Origin of the sequence: Halorussus vallis (assembly GCF_024138165.1) — an archaeon.
Classification (GTDB): Archaea; Halobacteriota; Halobacteria; order Halobacteriales; family Haladaptataceae; genus Halorussus; species Halorussus vallis.
Genome location: NZ_CP100000.1, coordinates 2,278,740 through 2,295,157, shown reverse-complemented (window position 1 = coordinate 2,295,157; position 16,418 = coordinate 2,278,740). Strand labels below are relative to the sequence as shown.

The window sequence follows — 16,418 nt, the reverse complement described above, 5'->3', positions numbered from 1 at the left end:
GTCGCTCGATGGAAGTCGCCATTCTCACCGTCGGCGACGAGGTGCTGGCGGGCGACACCGAGAACACGAACGCGACCTGGCTCGCGAGTCGGCTGACCGACAGCGGCGCGACGGTCGCGCGCATCCTCACGCTGCCCGACGACCGCGAACTGCTGGCGGAGACCCTCGAAGCGTGGGCCGAGGAGTTCGACGCCGTCGTCGTGACCGGCGGCCTCGGCGGCACCCACGACGACGTCACCGTCGACGCGCTGGCCGACGCCTTCGACCGCGATTTGGTCGTCGAGGACGCGGTCCGCGAGGACGTGCTCGCGACCGTGGCCGCCTACCGGGACGAGAACCCCGAGACGGTCGAGGCCCACGACGTGGAGATAGACGTCGACGCGTGGGCGGCGCTTCCGGAGGGGAGTCGCGCGCTGTTGAACCCCGAAGGGCTGTGTCCGGGGTGCGTGCTGGAGAACGTCTACGCCTTCCCGGGCGTGCCGGCCGAGATGAAGGCGCTGTTCGAGGAGGTGGCCGCGGAGTTCGGCGGCGACGCCGTCTCGACCACGCTGTACACGCCCCAACCGGAGGCGTCGCTGCTCGACGCGCTCGACGGCGTCCGCGAGCGCTTCGACGTGACCGTCGGTAGCTACCCGGCCACCGAGGCCAGCAACCGCCTGAAGGTGACCGGGACCGACCCCGACGCGGTCGCCGAGGCGGTCGCGTGGCTCCGCGAGCACGTCGAGGTCACGGACGAGAAGTAGCGGGTCAGCGGCGCTCCGTTGTCTCTCGGAACTCCGCGCCGGGCGGCGGTCCGTCGCCGACGGACCGCCGCCCGGCGCGTTCGAAAACCGGCACATTTGCGCTGCCGAACTGTTTATGGTTTGATAGTAGGTGGTGTGAGCAGTCAGTGACAATTACCGTGTATCTCACTACTATTGTCACGTTTCCGCATGTCGTAAATAGAATTGCGGACGGTTCGACTGTTCCCAGGTGAGGGGTGCGTACGGGAAATTTCGAGAGATACGCTGGGGGTGTGTGGAGTATCGATAACGAAAAGGGGGGTTGGACCGTTAGGTGTATCTGTGGCGACTTACCAACTGGACGACGTAGACAAGCAGTTACTCAACCTGCTTCAGGAAAACGCGCGGTACACGGCGATCGAGTTGGCCGAAGCGATTGGCGTCTCCGATAACACCATCCACAATCGAATGAGGCAGTTGGAAGAGGAAGACGTCATCACCGGCTACACCACGACGACCGACTACGACCGAACGGGGCTTCGCCTTTACTTCCACTTCAGTTGCACGGCGCGTATCAGCGAACGCGCCGACGTGGCAGAGCAAGCGATGGCGATGCCACAAATCATCGAAGTAACCGAGTTAATGACCGGTCACGAGAATCTCCACTTGAAAGCGGTCGGCGCCGAAGACGAGGACATCACTGCAATTGCCGAGAAACTCGACAACCTCCCGCTCGAAATCAACGACGAGAACCTCATCCGGGCCGAACACATGCAACCGCTCGACTACGTGGAGGTTTCGGAGAGAGTCAGCGAGGAATGAGTTGCTGGAAACCGAATGCTACGATTCTTCCCGGACGAATACGCGGCTATCTCCTCGTTGTGCGAACGTCCCGTGCAGCGAAATTATGACGTTAGTGTGATGATTTTCGTTTCTTCCGGCCTCCGGCTGAGGTTCGGGAGATTTCGCAATACGAGAATCGTGATGGGCGCCGTTCAGCAGTACGGAGAGTACCGAGAAACACCCCACAACGTCGCAGCGCTTCATCGACCTCCACTAAAATTTCCCACGATGGAAGGCCGGAAGCTACGAAGCGTTCTCGAAAATCCTCCCTTATCTCGAATTTAGGAAAGAAATCCATATATCCTTGTACCTCAAGAGTGGGTTGTGAGCAGTAGGCCGTGCGGAGAACGCGTCGCCTGCCCCAACTGCGGACGCTCGACAATCGCAATTATTCCGTCTAACAGTCGTGTCGTAGAAGACGAGGAAGCCGCTGACGGGAAAGTTCGGGTGAACTGTTGGGGCTGCGGGGCGCGATTTCCCGCGTACTATCGAACCGGTTGATACACGCCCTGAATTGCGCACGGTCGGTTCGATTTTCTCGGCACGGGAGAGGTTCGACGAGGCCGGTACGTTCGAGGACCGACGGACCTCCGTCCGGCACGCTCGAAAACCGGCACACTGGCGCTGTCGAAACCGCTTGAGCCTGCGATAGATGGCGTGAGCAATACTAGTGCGAACTTAGCTCCGTGAGAGAGAACGTACCCCGAGTATGACGGCAAGGCGACTGACTGCGTACGCCCCAGCGTACAGCACGCTTGACGGCGGTCGATAGACCAGCAAGACGGCGAAGACGCCGAACGTGAAGGAGAACCCGACCATTCGAACAGGTACTGATCGACTCAGTTCCTCGAGCGTATCCCATCGGTGAGTAAGGTAGGTATTGCCGCCGCCGAGAACCACGCCCATCAGCAGTCCGGCACACGCAACGTATGGCGGAGACGGAACCCCCGTGCGGAACGCGTTCGTGACGGTTCGAACGTCACTTACGAGTTTCACGAGAACGGCGAAACCGACTAGGACGAGGCCCAGTTGCATGAGACTCGCCGTAAACGGCCGGGACTCTGTCAGGTCGAACTCGATATCTGGATCGAAAACCCAGTTGGAGGCCGAGTAGAAGGTCACCCCGACTCCGATACTCAGCGCGCCGACGATAGCACCGACTACGTCACCGATGGCGACGGTGAGGAGCGAGAGAGCAACACCGGTCAGTACAAGTACCACGGAGAGACGGCGTCCAAGCCGTTCTCGATTCATATCTTCCGAGTCCAGTGGCGCGAGTAAAAATCTTCGACTCACGTTCGTAGCGAGCATTCAAACGGGCCGGCGCGTCCGGAAACCGCCGTTTGGCACGCGAAAATCGCGCTACAGTGCCTCTTTGTACGCTTCCAGCGTCTCCTCGACGTCCTCGTCGGTGTGGGCGTAGCTCAGGAACTGCGACTCGTACTGGTTGGCCGTGAGGAAGACGCCCCGCTCGCGCATCGCGGGCCAGAACAGGCGCTCCCAGCGCTCGGTTTCGGCGGCGTCGACGTCGGCCTTGCTCTTCGGGCAGTAGTCGAACCGGGGGCAGTCGGGGCGCTGGCGACACCCGGCCTCGCACTGGCCCTCCAGGTCGCGCGGGCCGCGACGGGTGAACACCACCTTGAACATGCTGTCGTAACCCAGCACGGTGTACTCGGGCGCGCGGTCTTCGAGAATGTCGGTCAGTCCCGACCGGAGTTCCTCGCCGAGGCGGTTCACGTGGTCGTACACGTCGTTCTCGGCGGCGTACCGGAGCATCTCCAGGCCGGCGGTCAGCGACAGCGGATGGCCCGAGTAGGTGCCGGCCTGGAACACGTCGCCGACCGGGGTGAACGATTCGAGAATCTCGGCGGGACCGCCGACCGCGCCGACCGGGAAGCCGCCGCCGATGACCTTCGCGAACGTCGTGAGGTCGGGCGTGACGCCGAACTTCCCCTGGGCGCACTGGAGGCCGCCGACCCGGAAGCCGGTCATCACCTCGTCGAATATCAGGAGCGACCCGTGCTCGTCGGTTATCTCCCGGAGCGATTCGAGGTAGCCCTCCACCGGCCCGACCGAGGCGCAGTTGCCCAGGACGGGTTCGGTCAGCACCGCCGCGATCTCGTCGCCGCGCTCCTCGAACACCTCCCAGACGGCCTGCTCGTCGTTGAACGGGACGGTGACGGTTTCCTCGGCGAACGCCTGCGGGATGCCGCTGGAACTCGGCGACCCGATGCCCCCCGATTTCCCCTCGACCAGCGTCGACTCCTGGGCGCCGTGGTAGCCACCCTGCATGACGACGATTTTGTCTCGGCCGGTGTAACCGCGGGCGAGTCGGACCGCCGAGGTGGTCGCCTCCGTGCCGGAGTTGACGAACCGAACCATCTCGACGCTCCGGACGTGGCGGGCGATGAACTCCGCGAGTTCGACCTCGACCTCGGCCGGCGCGCCGTACATCGGACCGTCCGACAGTTGAGACTGGATTCGCGACTGGACCTCCTGAGGCAGGTCGTGGCCCAGCAGGAGCGGCCCGTAGCCCATCACGTAGTCGACGTACTTGTTGCCGTCCGCGTCGATGACGTGCGCGCCGTCGCCGCGTTCCACGAAGAAGGGGTACGGCCGGGTCGCCCGCACGGGGGAGTTGACCCCGCCCGGCAGGACCGACAGCGCCCGGTCGTACAGTTCGCGGGAGCGTTCGTCGTGCATGCGAGAGGGTTCAGGTTCCTGCGTGAAGTCGATTTCTGTCTGTACGAGAGTTCACGGGTTTCCCGACGCTCCCCGTCCACGAACCGCCGAAGGGACGGAGAGAAGAATTCGGTCGCCGAAACGAGAATTTAAATCGAGTCCCCGAGAACCGTTCTCCATCGTGACCCTCCCGAACTGGTCCCTCTCTCCTCGATGGAAAACGACCCTGTCCGTCGCTCTCGGCCTCCTTCTCGTGCTGAATCCGTTCTACCTCGACCCGCTCGGCCTCGGAGCGCAGCGCTACGGCTACAGCGCGACGGAGGTGACGCCGGTCGACTCCGACCTCCGCTACGAGACGCCCCCGCCCGCGGAAATCGAAACCGTGGAAGACGTCGACTGCTATTCGTTCGGCTCTGAAACCTCGGTCGAGTGCGCGCTTCAGAACCGATTCACGAACGGACGAAACTTCACAACGCTGCTGGAGGACGCACCCAACACGAGTTGGGGGACCTACGTCCGATTGAACGGGAATTTCTACCGGCGGTACTATCGCGGCGAGTTCGTCGCCCGGAATCGAACCGGACGCCGAGAACGACGGACGCGAGTGACGGTGCGGTTGCTTCCCGTCTCGGCCGAGGACTTGCTCGACAACGTCAGCACCGAGGTCGACGACATCTCGGGCGCCTACCGGCGCGTCGTCGAGCGCGGACGGATACGGACCGACGAACCGCTCGCGCACGACCGGTCGTGGGCCGAAACCGGCGAGCGACCCGAGGGTCGGTTCGTCCGCGCCGACGGCGGGTACTATCTGGTCGGCCTCGACAGCTACGACCCGCCGCTCGAACATCGGTGGCTCTACTCGTCCGTCGGGGTTCTGCTCGGGGTCGCCTGCCTCGGATACGGCTTCCGGACCGAGTCGGTGGGCGAGCGCTGAACGTATCGCCCGGCCGAAACGGTCGCCGTTCCGACCGGAACGGTCACTCGTCCGACTGAAACGGTGACGAAGATTCATCTCGCGACCCTGAGCACGGAAACTCGAAATGGCACGAGAGCTATCGAACATCCGAGCGTCGCGGCGACGCGTCCTCTCGTCGGTCGCGGCGGTGGGCGTCTCGCCGCTGCTCGCGTCGGTCGCGGCCGACCCGGCCGGCGCCGAATCGACCGACTCGCTCGTCGGCGACGTCCTCTCGCTCGGCACCTTCGAGTCGGGCCTGGACGACTGGCAGATAGACGGCGACCTCCGACTGTCGCGGGTCGGCCGCGACGACCGCCCGGTCGCGGTCACGCAGGGCGAGCGCGCCCTCGAAGCGGCGGTCGAGGGCGACGCCGTCCCGGCGATATTCCGTCCGGTCGGTTCGCTCGACCTGGCGGCGCGTCCGTACTTCACCGCCGACGTCGCGCCGGGCCGGGTCGAGGGAACCGACGCGCCGGTCGCGTTCCGGTTCCGACTCTACGGTCCGCCGGACCTGCTGGACGGGAGCGGCGACCTCGAACTGATCGCCGAGTCCGACCCCGTGACCGTCAGGCAGGCGACGACCGGCCGAATCTACTGGGACGCGAGCGACGTGGATGTCGGCCTCCTCGACGCGGTTTCCCGACTCGAAATCGCCTGGTCGCCGGCAGACGTCGGTTCTGACGACGCTGGCTCGGGTGACGCCGACTCCGGCGGTTCGACCGCCGACTTCACTTACCGCGGTAGCGTCGTCTTCGACGCTATCCGGGCGACCGCCTCCGCCGACGCCGTCGGGAGCGCCCGCATCGCCTCCACGCTGGTGGACCTCGAATTCGAGCACGGCCCCTACCAGCGGACGGAGGTGACCGCCGAGTCGAACGCCGTCGAGGAGGGCGAGTTCGTCTTCGCCGACGGCGAGGCGGAACCCTACCGGTTCGAGATTCTGGGCGACGACCGCTACCTGTTCGCGCTCGCCGGGACCGACGTGAAACTCGGAGGTGGGTGGTCCCCATGACCGAGCGCGCGACCTCGGCGACGACCATCACGCTCCTGCCGGGCCACAGCGAGGACAGCGCCGACGGCGGCGATGACCTCGACAGCGCGATGCCCGACTACAACGGCAAGTGCCTCGACGCGTGGTTCGTCGCCGACCAGGTGACCGACCTCCCCGACGACCTCGCGGAGGTCGAGGCGATGCGCAAGCACCTCCCGGAGTACGACGAGGGGCTCCGCCAGTACCGGATGAAGAACCGAATCGAACTCTCGTTCTCCACGCCCGACGGCCGGACAGTCGAGGAGTCGAGCGTGACCCTCGTGACAAACGAGAACGAGAAACCGCCGTACGTCGGGGTCGAGGGCCAGTCGAGCGAGGCGAACGTCGTGATGGATATCATCGAGCGCGACGACCTCGACTGGTTCGACGGCAAGACCAAACTCCGGGCCGACGTGGAGGGCAAGCGCTTCGAGAGCGGCGCGGTCCGCGAGGAGGTCGACGGCGTCGAAGGCGTGCGCGCCTCGGTGTTGCTCGGCGGGAGCGACACCTACATCGAGATCATGAAGGAGAAGTTCCACGAACTCGGCCCCGTGAAGTTCCTGGAGGTGACGGGCATGGACGTCGAGACGGTGCCCGCCTTCGTCGTCCGTCCGCCGAACATGTACACCTTCCTCGAACTGGCGTCGATGGCCGACGGGACGAAACTCGCCCGGGTCTGGGACGCCAGCCGATATCCCAAGCACTTCCTCTACGCCGACGGCCGGAAGCGCGACGAAACCGACTTCGAGGAGGGGAGTCGCCTCGCTGGCGGCGAGTGGCGTCAGAACGAGAACGCCAACGAGCGGTTCGGGCAGTGGGCGCTTGAAGAGCAGGACTTCCGCTCGCCGTTCTCGCCCCACTCGAAGTCGGCCTACGAGCAGTACGTCGACCACGTCACCTCGTTCAGGCCGTACCCGGCGATGACCTACGGCGAGGACGGCGACGAACTGACCGCCGCGGAACTGTCGCTTCGTCTCGGCACACTGTTCCCGTGGTAACGGACCAATCGGGAGTTCACAACTCGCGCCGGACGTATGCCCCGAGCGCGCCGCCCGCCGCACCGGCCCCGACGAGGTAACCGGTCACGACGACGAACAGCACGACGGAGAAGATCAGCGTGAACGCGAGTACGTCGGCACCGCCGAACAGCAGTACGGCGAAGACGAACCACGCGAACAGGAACGCCGGAATCGCCGCGAGCGCGCCGGCGAGCGCCCCGACCTTCGCGCCCGCCCGCATGTCGGCGCGCTGGAGGTAGCCCGCGACCGCGCCGCCGACGATGGCCGCCAGCGGGAGTAGCGGCGCGGTCACGACGGTCACCACCGCGCCGATGACCGCGTTCATCAGCGTGTTGGGTTCCTCTCGCCTCGGGGGCCTGCCGCTGGTTCGTCGGACGTCGGTGGAGCGCTCGGTGGTCCGTTCGCGGCTCATACCTGTCCTTTTGCTCGCGACAGTATATACCTTGGGCGATTTAGGGGTTAAATACCAGAGTGACCGATTCAGACGCTCTGCTCACCTTATCTCACGAAAACATCGTCGACACGACCGCTTCGAAAGCCCCCGCCCGCTCGCGGTCGCTCTGCAGGATATTCGGTTCGCGCCTGTCGGCGCTCACCGAACAGTGGCCTGCAGAGACGACCATGCAAGCGCGAGCGGGCGGCCCCTTTCAGTCCCACCCGGCGGTTGATACACCGGGCGCTTCCGGTTGTTGGTGGCGTCGAGCGTTTGCGGTCGAACGTGTCACCGAGCGCTCGCCGACCGCAGAATCGGCCGGCGTTCGCGTTCGAGAGGAGGGGAGTCGCGTCGGCGAGGACTGGGCAGTTCGTCGTGCCGTACGCCCGAAAAAGAACCGCGGGTTCGTCGTTCGCTCAGACCGCTTCTGTGCCGCGCATCCCGGTCCGGACCTGCACCGCGTCCTCGACGGGCAAGACGAATATCTTCCCGTCGCCGGGTTCGCCGGTATCGGCGGCCTCGCGGATGGCCTCGACGACCTCGTCGGCGGGCACGTCGGCAACGACGCACTCGATTTTGACCTTCTGGTGGAGGTCGACGGTGTACTCCTCGCCGCGCCACTGGCCGGTCTTTGCGGGTTGGCTCCCGCGACCCGAGACGTTCGTCACCGTGAGGCTGGGCGCGCCGACCTGCGCCAAGGCGGTCTTGACGTCGCTCAGGCGGTCCGGGCGGACGATGGCGGTGACCATCTTGATTCGCCCGTCGTTGGGACGCCCGCTCCCGTCGGTCCGCACCGCGCTCGTGTCGGCCACGTCGGGCTTGCCGAACTCGGGGTAGGTGTCGACGCCGTGCTCGGAGCTATCGAGGCCGTCGCGCTCGTGGCTCTCGCTGACCCGGGCCTGTCCGAGGCCGCGGGCCAGCGCGAACACGAGGTAGGTCGCCGCGACGGTCCAGACCGCGATGAGGGCGACGCCCGCGACCTGCGCGAACAGGGCGTCGAGCGAGAAGCCCTCGACGGCGACGAACGGGAACGCGAGCGCCCCGAGGATGCCGGCCGAACCGTGGACAGGGAACACCGCGCACACGTCGTCTATCTGCAGGCGCTTCTCGACGAACTCGAAGACGACGGGCAGTTGCGCGCCGGCGAGCAGGCCCACCGCGATTGCGCCGGGCCAGACGATGGCGTCGGCGATGCCCGTGATGCCGACGAGGCCGGCGAGCAGTCCGTTAGCGACGTAGAGCGTGTCGACCTTCCCGGTCTTGTACGTCGACACCGCGCCCGCGCCGATGGCGCCGGCGGCCATGCCGAGCGTGGTCACCAGGGCGACCCGGCCGACGTAGCTGAACGCGCCCAGCTTCAGTGCGCCGTCCTCGACCACGAAGACGGTCGCGGCGGTGCCGACGTTGAAGCCGTACCAGCCGAACGCCAGGATTAGCGTCCCGAGGACGGCGAACGTCAGCGAGTGGCCGGGGATGACGTTGACCGTGCCGTCGTCGTTGAACCGGCCGAGGCGGGGGCCGACGACCCACGCCGCGGTCAGGCCCGCGATGCCCCCGAGGCCGTGGACGACCATCCCGCCCGCGAAGTCGTGGAAGCCGAGCGTGGCCAGGACGCCGCCGCCCCAGGTGAAGCCGACCACGACGGGGTAGATGACGCCCGCCAGCAGGACCGTGTAGGTGACGTAGGTCCGGAGCTTCGCCCGGCCCGCCACCGCACCCGAGACGATGGTCGCGGCGGTCATGGCGAACACCGCGCCGAACAGCCAACTCACCCAGTCGGCGGAGGTGCCCGAGACGTAGCCGAACGACTCGGCGACCGTCGTCGCGTCGGGACCGGTGAGGCCGCCGACCAGCGACGCCACGCCCGCGCCGACCAGGAAGTACAGCAGGACGCCGACGCTCCAGGTTAGCAGGTTCTTCGTGAGCTGGTTGGCGACGTTCTTCGAGCGCACCTGCCCGGCCTCCAGCATGGCGAAGCCGGCGTGCATGAAGAAGATGAGGAACGTCACGACCAGCACCCACAGCAGGTTGACGCCCTCCGCGAGCACTTGGAGGTCGCCGGTGGACTGGATCACGACCGCTCGCCCTCCGTCGCCGGTTCGGTTTCCGGCAGTTCCACGATGTCGTCTGGACGACTGTTCACGTAAGCTTCGAATTTCACCCGGTTCGTGTTCTTCGTCACGGTATATTTCCACGGCGAATTGCTACATAAGGGTAATCGTTGACGAACGTCTATTCTTACACGGCCTATTAGACGGGCGTCCTATTTACAATCGGATAATATCGATATAAGGTTGTATTCCGTCCAGAAATCGGACGCTCGGCGAGCGGAATACCGGCCGTTCGTCCACTCGGTGTGCGAGAACGTGACGCAGGTCACGGTTCCGGGGCGCGCGAGAGAAATCGGACGTTCGAACGGAACCGGGACGAACCAAAGGTAACTTAATTTCCTACCCTCTCCGCAAGAGATGATGGCCTCCCGTCGCTCGTTCCTCCGCGATTTGGCGCTCCTCCTGCCCGCTCTCGGGGGCTGTAGCGCGAACCGCTCGCCGACCGCAGTCTGTACGGTCGGACTCCGTAACTTCGACCGCGAACGCCACCGCTTCCACGTCCAGATCGCGGCAGACGGTACCACGCTCTGGGAACGAGAAACGACCGTTCCGGGGCGGACCGACGACGCGATTCCCGGTCCGCTGTACGAAGGCGGGCTTCCTAATCGACGTTCGGTCTACACGATTCGCGCGAGGACGGACGACAGTCCGTGACGGACCGAGACCGTCGGGGAGCGATTCCGGTCGTTTCACGTCCGGGTGAACGTCGGAGAAGACGGGAAGCCGGGAATCGCCCTGGACTCGGACTGCTCGATACGCTCCACCGCCGCGCCCGAGTAGCTCGATTTGGCCAGCCTACAACCGCTCGGCCACGTCCTCGGCGAAGTACGTCAGAATCAGGTCCGCGCCGGCGCGCTTCATCGACACCAGCGACTCCATCGCCACCTCCTCCAGGTCGAGCCACCCCTTCTCGGCGGCGGCGTGGAGCATCGCGTACTCGCCCGAGACGTTGTAGGCGGCGACCGGGTGGTCGAACTCCTCGCGAACCGCCCGCACGATATCGAGGTACGGGAGCGCGGGCTTGACCATCAGCACGTCCGCGCCCTGCTCGACGTCGAGGCGGACCTCCCGGAGCGCCTCCCGGGCGTTCGCCGGGTCCATCTGGTAGTGTCGCCGGTCGCCGAACGCGGGCGCGCCGTCGGCGGCGTCGCGGAAGGGACCGTAGAACGCCGACCGGTACTTGGCGGCGTAGCTCATGATGGGCACGTCAGAGCGGCCCACCTCGTCGAGTCCCGTCCGCAACGCGGCCACCATCCCGTCCATCGCCGCGGAGGGGGCGACCATGTCGGCGCCAGCCTCGGCGTGGGAGACGGCGGTCCGCGCCAGCAGGTCGAGCGTCTCGTCGTTGCGCACGGTGAGCCGCGAGTCCTCGGAGGCACGGTCTTCGAGGACCCCGCAGTGGCCGTGGCAGGTGTACTCGCAGAGGCAGACGTCGGTGATGACGTAGGCGTCGGTGTCGGCGGTGACCCGCCGGACGGCCTCTTGAACCACGCCGTCCTCGGCCCACGCGCGGGTGCCCCGCTCGTCCTTCGACTCGGGGATGCCGAACAGCATCACGGCCTCGACGCCGGTTTCGAGCACTTCCTCGACGCGGGCCACCGCCTCCGAGATGGGGACGCGCTCGTGGCCGGGCATCGAGTCGATGGGCACCCGTTCGTCGGTCGTCGCGTCGACGAAGACGGGTGCGATGAGGTCGCTGGCGTCGACGCTGTGCTCGCTGACCATCTCGCGGACGCCGTCCCGCCGGAGGCGACGCGGCCGGTCGGTGAAGTTCATGTCCGGGTCTTGCGGCGCGGACGCCAAAACCGCGTCGCTGTGGTCGAAGCGCCGCGCCCGGCGCCCGCCGCGCTCGCCCGGGGTCACAACGCCTTTAGTCACCCCTGTCGATACGACAGTCACGAATGCTGTCCCCGCTCGCCCTCGTCGCCTCAGACGCCTCGCTTACCATCGGTGCCGTCTTGCTCGTCGCGGGGGTCTTGCTGTCGAACGCGACCGACCGTCGGGCCGTTCGTCGGTTCGTCTCGGAGAACGGAACGCTCCTCGTGCTCGCGTTCTTCAGCCTCGTGATGCTGGTCGGCATCGCCTTCGCCGTCGTGGGCGACTTCGAGATGGTCAAGCAGTGGCTCAGACAGTACGGTCTAGTGCCGCTGTTCCTGGTGCTCATCCTCGAAGGTGCGATGCTGATGTACTTCGCGCCGAGCGAGGGCCTCGCGCCGGCGGCGGTGCTGATACTCGCCAACTCGACCAGCGATTACGAGACGATAGCGGCCATCGTGCTCGTGATGGCCGCGGGGGCCACCGTCGGCCAGTACGCACTGTTCCTCCTCGCCAAGCGCAAGGGCCGGGAGTACCTGCTTGAGAAGCAGTGGTTCCGCATCGACGAGTCGTCGCTGAGCCGGTTCGAGCACTGGCTTCAGCGGTGGGGACCCATCGCCATCCCGCTCAGCAACACGCTGCCGTTCACCCGCGGGATGCTGACCGTCCCGGCCGGCATCAGCGACATGCGCGACAGTAAGTTCGTCGTCCTCTCGTTCATCGGGTCGATCTCCTTCCAGACGATTCTGGCGATATTCGGTCCGCGGGCGTTCGCGCTCGTGGTCGACTTCGCGACGACGCACCTGTAAGCGTCTCTTAGGCGGAGACGCCGGCGGCGTTCGATGCGTCGGACGTGGTTCGAGGCGTTACACCTAACAACTTCGGACACCTACACTCGGTCGCGCTCGCGTGCCAACTTCATCGCGTGCCATGCCATGAAACCCACGCGGGCGCACCTTTCCGTACCGAACACGGTCGGCACTCCTTCGACGGTTCCCGAACGAAGAGCCGCGGCGTCGTAATTTCAGAGAACAGTCAGCGCGGCGAAACGTGCGCTCAGTCGGCCGACACTGCGATTTGGTCCTTCCGACCGATGGCCTCGACCAGCAGTTCGGAGACGTCAACGATCTCGATGTCGTCCTCGTAGTCGCCGGTCTTGCGGCCGTCCTCGTACATCGTCATGCACATCGGGCAGGCGACGACGAACTTCTCGACCGCGCCGCCCATGTCGGTGTCGTTCAGCGCCTCGCGCAGGCGCTCCTCGCTCGGCTTAGGGTCCTCCTCGAAGTCCATCCAGAGGCCGCCGCCTCCGCCGCCGCAGCAGAAACTGTTGTCGCGATTGCGCGGCATCTCGTCGAGGGTACACCCGGTCGCCGTCACGATTTCGCGGGGCGCCTCGTACTCGTCGTTGTACCGGCCGAGGTGACACGGGTCGTGGTAGGTGACGACGTAGTCGAGTTCGTTTCCGGTGAGGTTCAGGTAGCCCGACCGGAAGATCTCCTCGACGACCTGGGTGTAGTGGAACACGTCGTTCTCGGTCCACTCGCACGCCTCAAACTCCGGATACTCGTTCTTGAAGGTGTTGTAGCTGTGGGGGTCGGTGCAGACGATCTTGTCGAAGTCGCAGTCCTGGATGGCGGCGGCGTTGTCCTCGACGAGCATCTCGTAGAGGCCCTCCTCGCCGACCCGGCGCACGTCGTTGCCGTCGGCCTGCTCGTCGTCGTAGAGGATGCCGTAGGAGACGCCCGACTCGTCGAAGATGGTCGCCAGCGACCGGGCGACCCGCTTGTTGCGCTCGTCGAAACTCGGGTAGTCGCCGACGTACCAGAGGAACTCGACCGACTCCTCGCGGGCGTCGGGCACCTCGAAGTCGAGGTCGTCGGTCCAGTCGGCGCGCTTGCGCTGGGGGTCCCCGAAGGTGTTGCCCTTCTGGAAGACGTTCATCATCGTGTCCTGGACGTTGGCGTCCATCTGGCCCGACTCGGTCAGTCGGCGGTTCATCTGGGTGAACTGCTCGACGTGCTCGATCTCGACCGGACAGGCGTCCATGCAGGCCATGCAGGACATGCAGGCCTCCATCGTCTCGCTCGCGATGACGCTGTCGCCGGTCGCGACGCCGCCGTCGGTGGCAGTCCCTCCGTCGGTCGCGGCCTCCGTGATGCCCGACGGCGAGTACGTCTCCTCGACCGTCGTGTCGGCGACGATGGGAATGTCCTCGACCCGGCCGGCGTCGCGGTCCTCGCGGTACCGCTTCAGGTCGAGGATGACGTCGCGGGGGTCGAGCGGCCGGTTCGACGCCTTCGCGGGACAGACCGACGAACACCGGCCGCACTTGGTGCAGGCGTCGTGGTCGAGCAGTTCCTTCCACGAGAAGTCCTCGATGGAGCTGTGGCCGATCTCCTCGGGGCTGGCGTCCTCGGGGACGCCCGGCAGGCGCTTGCCCGCCTTCTCGTCGCGGGTGACGACGTTCGCGAACGACGAGATCATGTGGAACGGCTTGGCGTACGGAATCGTGGCGACGAACACGAGCGCGAGGATGGCGTGAGACCACCACGTTATCGGGTAGACCGCTTCAGCCATCGCGGGCGTGACGCCCAGCGCAAGCAGTACGTCGTAGACGAACCAGCCGACGAAGCTCACCGTCTCGAAGGAGACGTCGCGGGTCGCGCTCGTCCCCAGGATGCGGACGCCCTCGGTGACGTAACCGCCGACGCCCAACAGGAACAGCGTCCAGACGAAGAGGTCGTCCTCCAGCGAGGTGTGGCGACCCCAGAGGCGGTGGTTGGCCACCCAGTAGCGCCGGTAGATGGCCATCCCGACGCCGACGACGAACAGCAGGCCCATCGCGTCCATCACCAGCGAGTACGAGAGGTAGAACGCTCCCTGGAAGAACGACTCCTGGCCGAGACCCTTCGTCCAGAGGTCCATGTCGACCATCAGGATGGTGGTCCCGATGAGCAGGGTCAGAAAGCCCCAGAAGATGAACGCGTGCATCAGGCCACCGTAGAGGTCGCGGTTGAACTGCTTCTCGTTCGAGGCGACGATCTTGACGGCCGAGACGATGCGCCCGCCCAGGTCGTCGAGTCGGTCGAACCAGTCGGCCTCGCCCGCCGCGTAGGTGGCGAACCGCTGGTAGACCCCGAACGCGAAGATGACTATCGCCACCGCCGCGAGGTAGTAGAAGATGGCCTCGCCGAGGTGGCCGATCTTCCAAAAGGTCGGGCGGGTGACGTCTGCCCCCGCCTGCGCCAGCACGAATCTTGCCATGTGTTACGTGGTGGGGACGATTCGCATAAGTTTTACCGACCACGGCGCCTCCCACTGCCGAGAACCTACAACGAGTTTACCGTTTGCACGAAACGATCTCGCGGTTCCTGCGACTGTCGATTCACTCGACCGCTAGTTCACGCGACCGCCCACCCGACAAGCGCGACGCTCGCCGCCAGCACCGGCACATCGACCCGCGAGGTCGACAGCGGGGGGAGCGTCGGGTTCCACGCGAAACACCGGGCGCGGAGCGCCAGCGAGAACCGGTCGGCGCGGGCGAGCGCTCGCGCGACGCCCGCGACCCCCACCAGTCGCATCCGGGCGACCAGCGACCGCTGGTCGCCCAACCGCGCCGCCGAGGCGTCCCGAATCCGCCGCAGGTCGGCCTGCAGGACCGGCAGGAACCGGAAGACGAAGCCGACGCCCAGTCCGAGGAGGTTGCCCGCCCGTCCGGGCACGAGCCACTGAATCGCGGCCCGCGACTCCCGGACCGGCGTGGTCCGGAGGTAGGCCGCGCTCACGAACAGCACGAGCAGGACCCGGTAGCTCGCGAGCGCCGGTTTCGCGGCCTCCGCGGGACGAATCCACGGCGCCCCAAGCGTCAGCGTCTCCAGCACCGGTCCCGCGACCAGGAACGGGAGGACGAACCGGTACTCCGTCAGCGTTTCGCGGGCCGACAGACCCGCGACCGCGAGCACGACCGCCACCAGGACGGTCAGCGCCAGCAGTCCCCGGGGCGTCGTGCGGGCGAACGCCGCCGCGGCGAACGCGACCTGGAAGGCGAGTTTGCTCCGCGGGTCGAGACGGTGGGCGAACGAATCACCCGGCCGAAAGGAGAGCGTCACGGCGGCACCCGCACGCCCAGTCCCGGGAGTCGCTCGCGGGCCTCCGCCGGCGGGGCGTCCACCGCGATACGGCCCCGGTCGAGCGCGATTACGCGGTCGGCGAGGTCCCACACGTCCCGGAGGTCGTGGGTGACGACGACCACGCCCGTTCCCGCTTCGCGGAGCGCCCGCAGTCGGGCCACGACCGACTCGCGGGCGGGGCCGTCGAGGCCGGTGAACGGTTCGTCGAGCACGAGGTGGTTCGGTTCCATCGCGAGCGCGCCCGCGATGGCGATGCGCTCCTGCTCGCCGCCCGACAGTGCGTCGATGCGCTCGTCGCCCCGGCCGGCCATGTTCACCGCGTCGAGCGCCGCGTCGACGCGGCGCTCGATCTCCTCGTGCGCGAGGCCGAGGTTCTCCGGGCCGAACGCCACGTCGGCGCCGATCGTCGCCGCGACGAAGCCGTCGCGGGGTTGCTGGAACACCATGCCGACGCTCGTGCGCGCGGCAACGAGGTCCTCGGCCACGGGGGTTCCGTCGACCAGCACTTCGCCCGCGTCAGGTTCGAATAGACCGTTGAAGTGGCGGACCAGCGTGGTCTTGCCCGACCCGTTCGGGCCGGCGACCACCACGAACTCGCCGTCGGGAATCGCGAGGCTCACGCCGTCGAGGGCGACCGAGTCGCCGTACCGGTGGACCAACTCGCGGGTTTCGATG

15 protein-coding genes are annotated in these 16,418 nt (G+C 66.3%); 7 read left to right on the top strand and 8 right to left on the bottom strand.

Annotation, left to right across the window (positions count from 1 at the left end; all coding sequences use genetic code 11):
* Positions 1–8 precede the first annotated feature (8 nt).
* Both NGM07_RS11670 and NGM07_RS11665 read left to right on the top strand, forming a co-directional pair.
* Positions 9–743 carry a competence/damage-inducible protein A gene (locus NGM07_RS11670; RefSeq protein ID WP_253511549.1) on the top strand — a complete coding sequence of 245 codons (735 nt, stop codon included), beginning with the start codon at positions 9–11 and terminating at the stop codon, positions 741–743.
* 321 nt (positions 744–1,064) lie between these two features.
* Positions 1,065–1,544, top strand: coding sequence for an Lrp/AsnC family transcriptional regulator (locus NGM07_RS11665; protein WP_253511545.1), 480 nt, complete (start codon positions 1,065–1,067; stop codon positions 1,542–1,544).
* Positions 1,545–2,243: 699 nt separating this feature from the next.
* Here the strand turns inward: NGM07_RS11665 and NGM07_RS11660 are convergent.
* Both NGM07_RS11660 and hemL read right to left on the bottom strand, forming a co-directional pair.
* Positions 2,244–2,819, bottom strand: a complete 576-nt coding sequence (locus NGM07_RS11660) for a DUF8100 family protein (protein WP_253511542.1) — start codon at positions 2,817–2,819, stop codon at positions 2,244–2,246.
* A 108-nt stretch (positions 2,820–2,927) separates the two neighbouring features.
* Positions 2,928–4,268 carry a glutamate-1-semialdehyde 2,1-aminomutase gene (gene hemL, locus NGM07_RS11655; protein ID WP_253511539.1) on the bottom strand — a complete coding sequence of 447 codons (1,341 nt, stop codon included), beginning with the start codon at positions 4,266–4,268 and terminating at the stop codon, positions 2,928–2,930.
* A gap of 232 nt (positions 4,269–4,500) precedes the next feature.
* On the opposite strand from hemL, the gene NGM07_RS11650 reads away from it, so the two are divergent.
* The 3 genes from NGM07_RS11650 (at position 4,501) to NGM07_RS11640 (ending at position 7,230) form a co-directional block, all read left to right on the top strand.
* Positions 4,501–5,181, top strand: coding sequence for a DUF8127 domain-containing protein (locus NGM07_RS11650; protein WP_253511536.1), 681 nt, complete (start codon positions 4,501–4,503; stop codon positions 5,179–5,181).
* 106 nt (positions 5,182–5,287) lie between these two features.
* On the top strand, positions 5,288–6,214 hold the full coding sequence (locus tag NGM07_RS11645) for a hypothetical protein (protein WP_253511533.1): 927 nt from the start codon (positions 5,288–5,290) through the stop codon (positions 6,212–6,214).
* Positions 6,211–7,230 (top strand): hypothetical protein, encoded by a 1,020-nt coding sequence (locus NGM07_RS11640; RefSeq protein ID WP_253511530.1) that lies wholly within the window; start codon positions 6,211–6,213, stop codon positions 7,228–7,230. Before NGM07_RS11645 ends, NGM07_RS11640 begins: the two co-directional genes overlap by 4 nt.
* Before the next feature lie 16 nt (positions 7,231–7,246).
* Here NGM07_RS11640 and NGM07_RS11635 read toward each other — a convergent pair whose 3' ends face one another.
* Together NGM07_RS11635 and NGM07_RS11625 are read right to left on the bottom strand one after the other, a co-directional pair.
* The gene (locus NGM07_RS11635) at positions 7,247–7,663 is read right to left on the bottom strand and encodes a DUF5518 domain-containing protein (RefSeq protein WP_253511528.1); all 417 of its coding nucleotides are present in this window, start codon (positions 7,661–7,663) and stop codon (positions 7,247–7,249) included.
* 437 nt (positions 7,664–8,100) lie between these two features.
* Positions 8,101–9,756, bottom strand: coding sequence for an ammonium transporter (locus tag NGM07_RS11625; protein ID WP_382194772.1), 1,656 nt, complete (start codon positions 9,754–9,756; stop codon positions 8,101–8,103).
* A gap of 399 nt (positions 9,757–10,155) precedes the next feature.
* Here NGM07_RS11625 and NGM07_RS11620 point away from each other — a divergent pair, with 399 nt between their 5' ends.
* Entirely contained in the window at positions 10,156–10,449 is a 294-nt protein-coding gene (locus tag NGM07_RS11620) for a hypothetical protein (protein WP_253511526.1), read from the top strand.
* Between the two features lie 141 nt (positions 10,450–10,590).
* Here NGM07_RS11620 and hemB read toward each other — a convergent pair whose 3' ends face one another.
* Entirely contained in the window at positions 10,591–11,571 is a 981-nt protein-coding gene (gene hemB / locus NGM07_RS11615) for a porphobilinogen synthase (RefSeq protein ID WP_253511523.1), read from the bottom strand.
* Positions 11,572–11,696: 125 nt separating this feature from the next.
* Between hemB and NGM07_RS11610 the strand changes: the two genes are divergently transcribed.
* Positions 11,697–12,419, top strand: coding sequence for a DedA family protein (locus NGM07_RS11610; protein ID WP_253511520.1), 723 nt, complete (start codon positions 11,697–11,699; stop codon positions 12,417–12,419).
* A 247-nt stretch (positions 12,420–12,666) separates the two neighbouring features.
* Here the strand turns inward: NGM07_RS11610 and NGM07_RS11605 are convergent, their stop codons facing one another.
* The 3 genes from NGM07_RS11605 to NGM07_RS11595 form a co-directional block, all read right to left on the bottom strand.
* On the bottom strand, positions 12,667–14,877 hold the full coding sequence (locus NGM07_RS11605; protein ID WP_253511518.1) for a heterodisulfide reductase-related iron-sulfur binding cluster: 2,211 nt from the start codon (positions 14,875–14,877) through the stop codon (positions 12,667–12,669).
* Between the two features lie 137 nt (positions 14,878–15,014).
* On the bottom strand, positions 15,015–15,722 hold the full coding sequence (locus NGM07_RS11600; RefSeq protein WP_253511515.1) for an energy-coupling factor transporter transmembrane component T family protein: 708 nt from the start codon (positions 15,720–15,722) through the stop codon (positions 15,015–15,017).
* The gene (locus NGM07_RS11595; RefSeq protein WP_253520194.1) at positions 15,719–16,417 is read right to left on the bottom strand and encodes an energy-coupling factor ABC transporter ATP-binding protein; all 699 of its coding nucleotides are present in this window, start codon (positions 16,415–16,417) and stop codon (positions 15,719–15,721) included. The genes NGM07_RS11600 and NGM07_RS11595 overlap by 4 nt, the downstream gene beginning before the upstream one ends.
* Position 16,418: the final 1 nt, after the last annotated feature.

What these genes read in the sequence shown, in the direction of transcription:
- NGM07_RS11610 (WP_253511520.1), top strand. Translation starts at nt 11,697, where the DNA reads ATGCTGTCCCCGCTCGCCCTCGTCGCCTCAGACGCCTCGCTTACCATC.
- NGM07_RS11660 (WP_253511542.1), bottom strand. Translation starts at nt 2,819, where the DNA reads ATGAATCGAGAACGGCTTGGACGCCGTCTCTCCGTGGTACTTGTACTG.
- NGM07_RS11670 (WP_253511549.1), top strand. Translation starts at nt 9, where the DNA reads ATGGAAGTCGCCATTCTCACCGTCGGCGACGAGGTGCTGGCGGGCGAC.
- NGM07_RS11620 (WP_253511526.1), top strand. Translation starts at nt 10,156, where the DNA reads ATGGCCTCCCGTCGCTCGTTCCTCCGCGATTTGGCGCTCCTCCTGCCC.
- hemL (WP_253511539.1), bottom strand. Translation starts at nt 4,268, where the DNA reads ATGCACGACGAACGCTCCCGCGAACTGTACGACCGGGCGCTGTCGGTC.
- NGM07_RS11640 (WP_253511530.1), top strand. Translation starts at nt 6,211, where the DNA reads ATGACCGAGCGCGCGACCTCGGCGACGACCATCACGCTCCTGCCGGGC.
- hemB (WP_253511523.1), bottom strand. Translation starts at nt 11,571, where the DNA reads ATGAACTTCACCGACCGGCCGCGTCGCCTCCGGCGGGACGGCGTCCGC.
- NGM07_RS11645 (WP_253511533.1), top strand. Translation starts at nt 5,288, where the DNA reads ATGGCACGAGAGCTATCGAACATCCGAGCGTCGCGGCGACGCGTCCTC.
- NGM07_RS11605 (WP_253511518.1), bottom strand. Translation starts at nt 14,877, where the DNA reads ATGGCAAGATTCGTGCTGGCGCAGGCGGGGGCAGACGTCACCCGCCCG.
- NGM07_RS11635 (WP_253511528.1), bottom strand. Translation starts at nt 7,663, where the DNA reads ATGAGCCGCGAACGGACCACCGAGCGCTCCACCGACGTCCGACGAACC.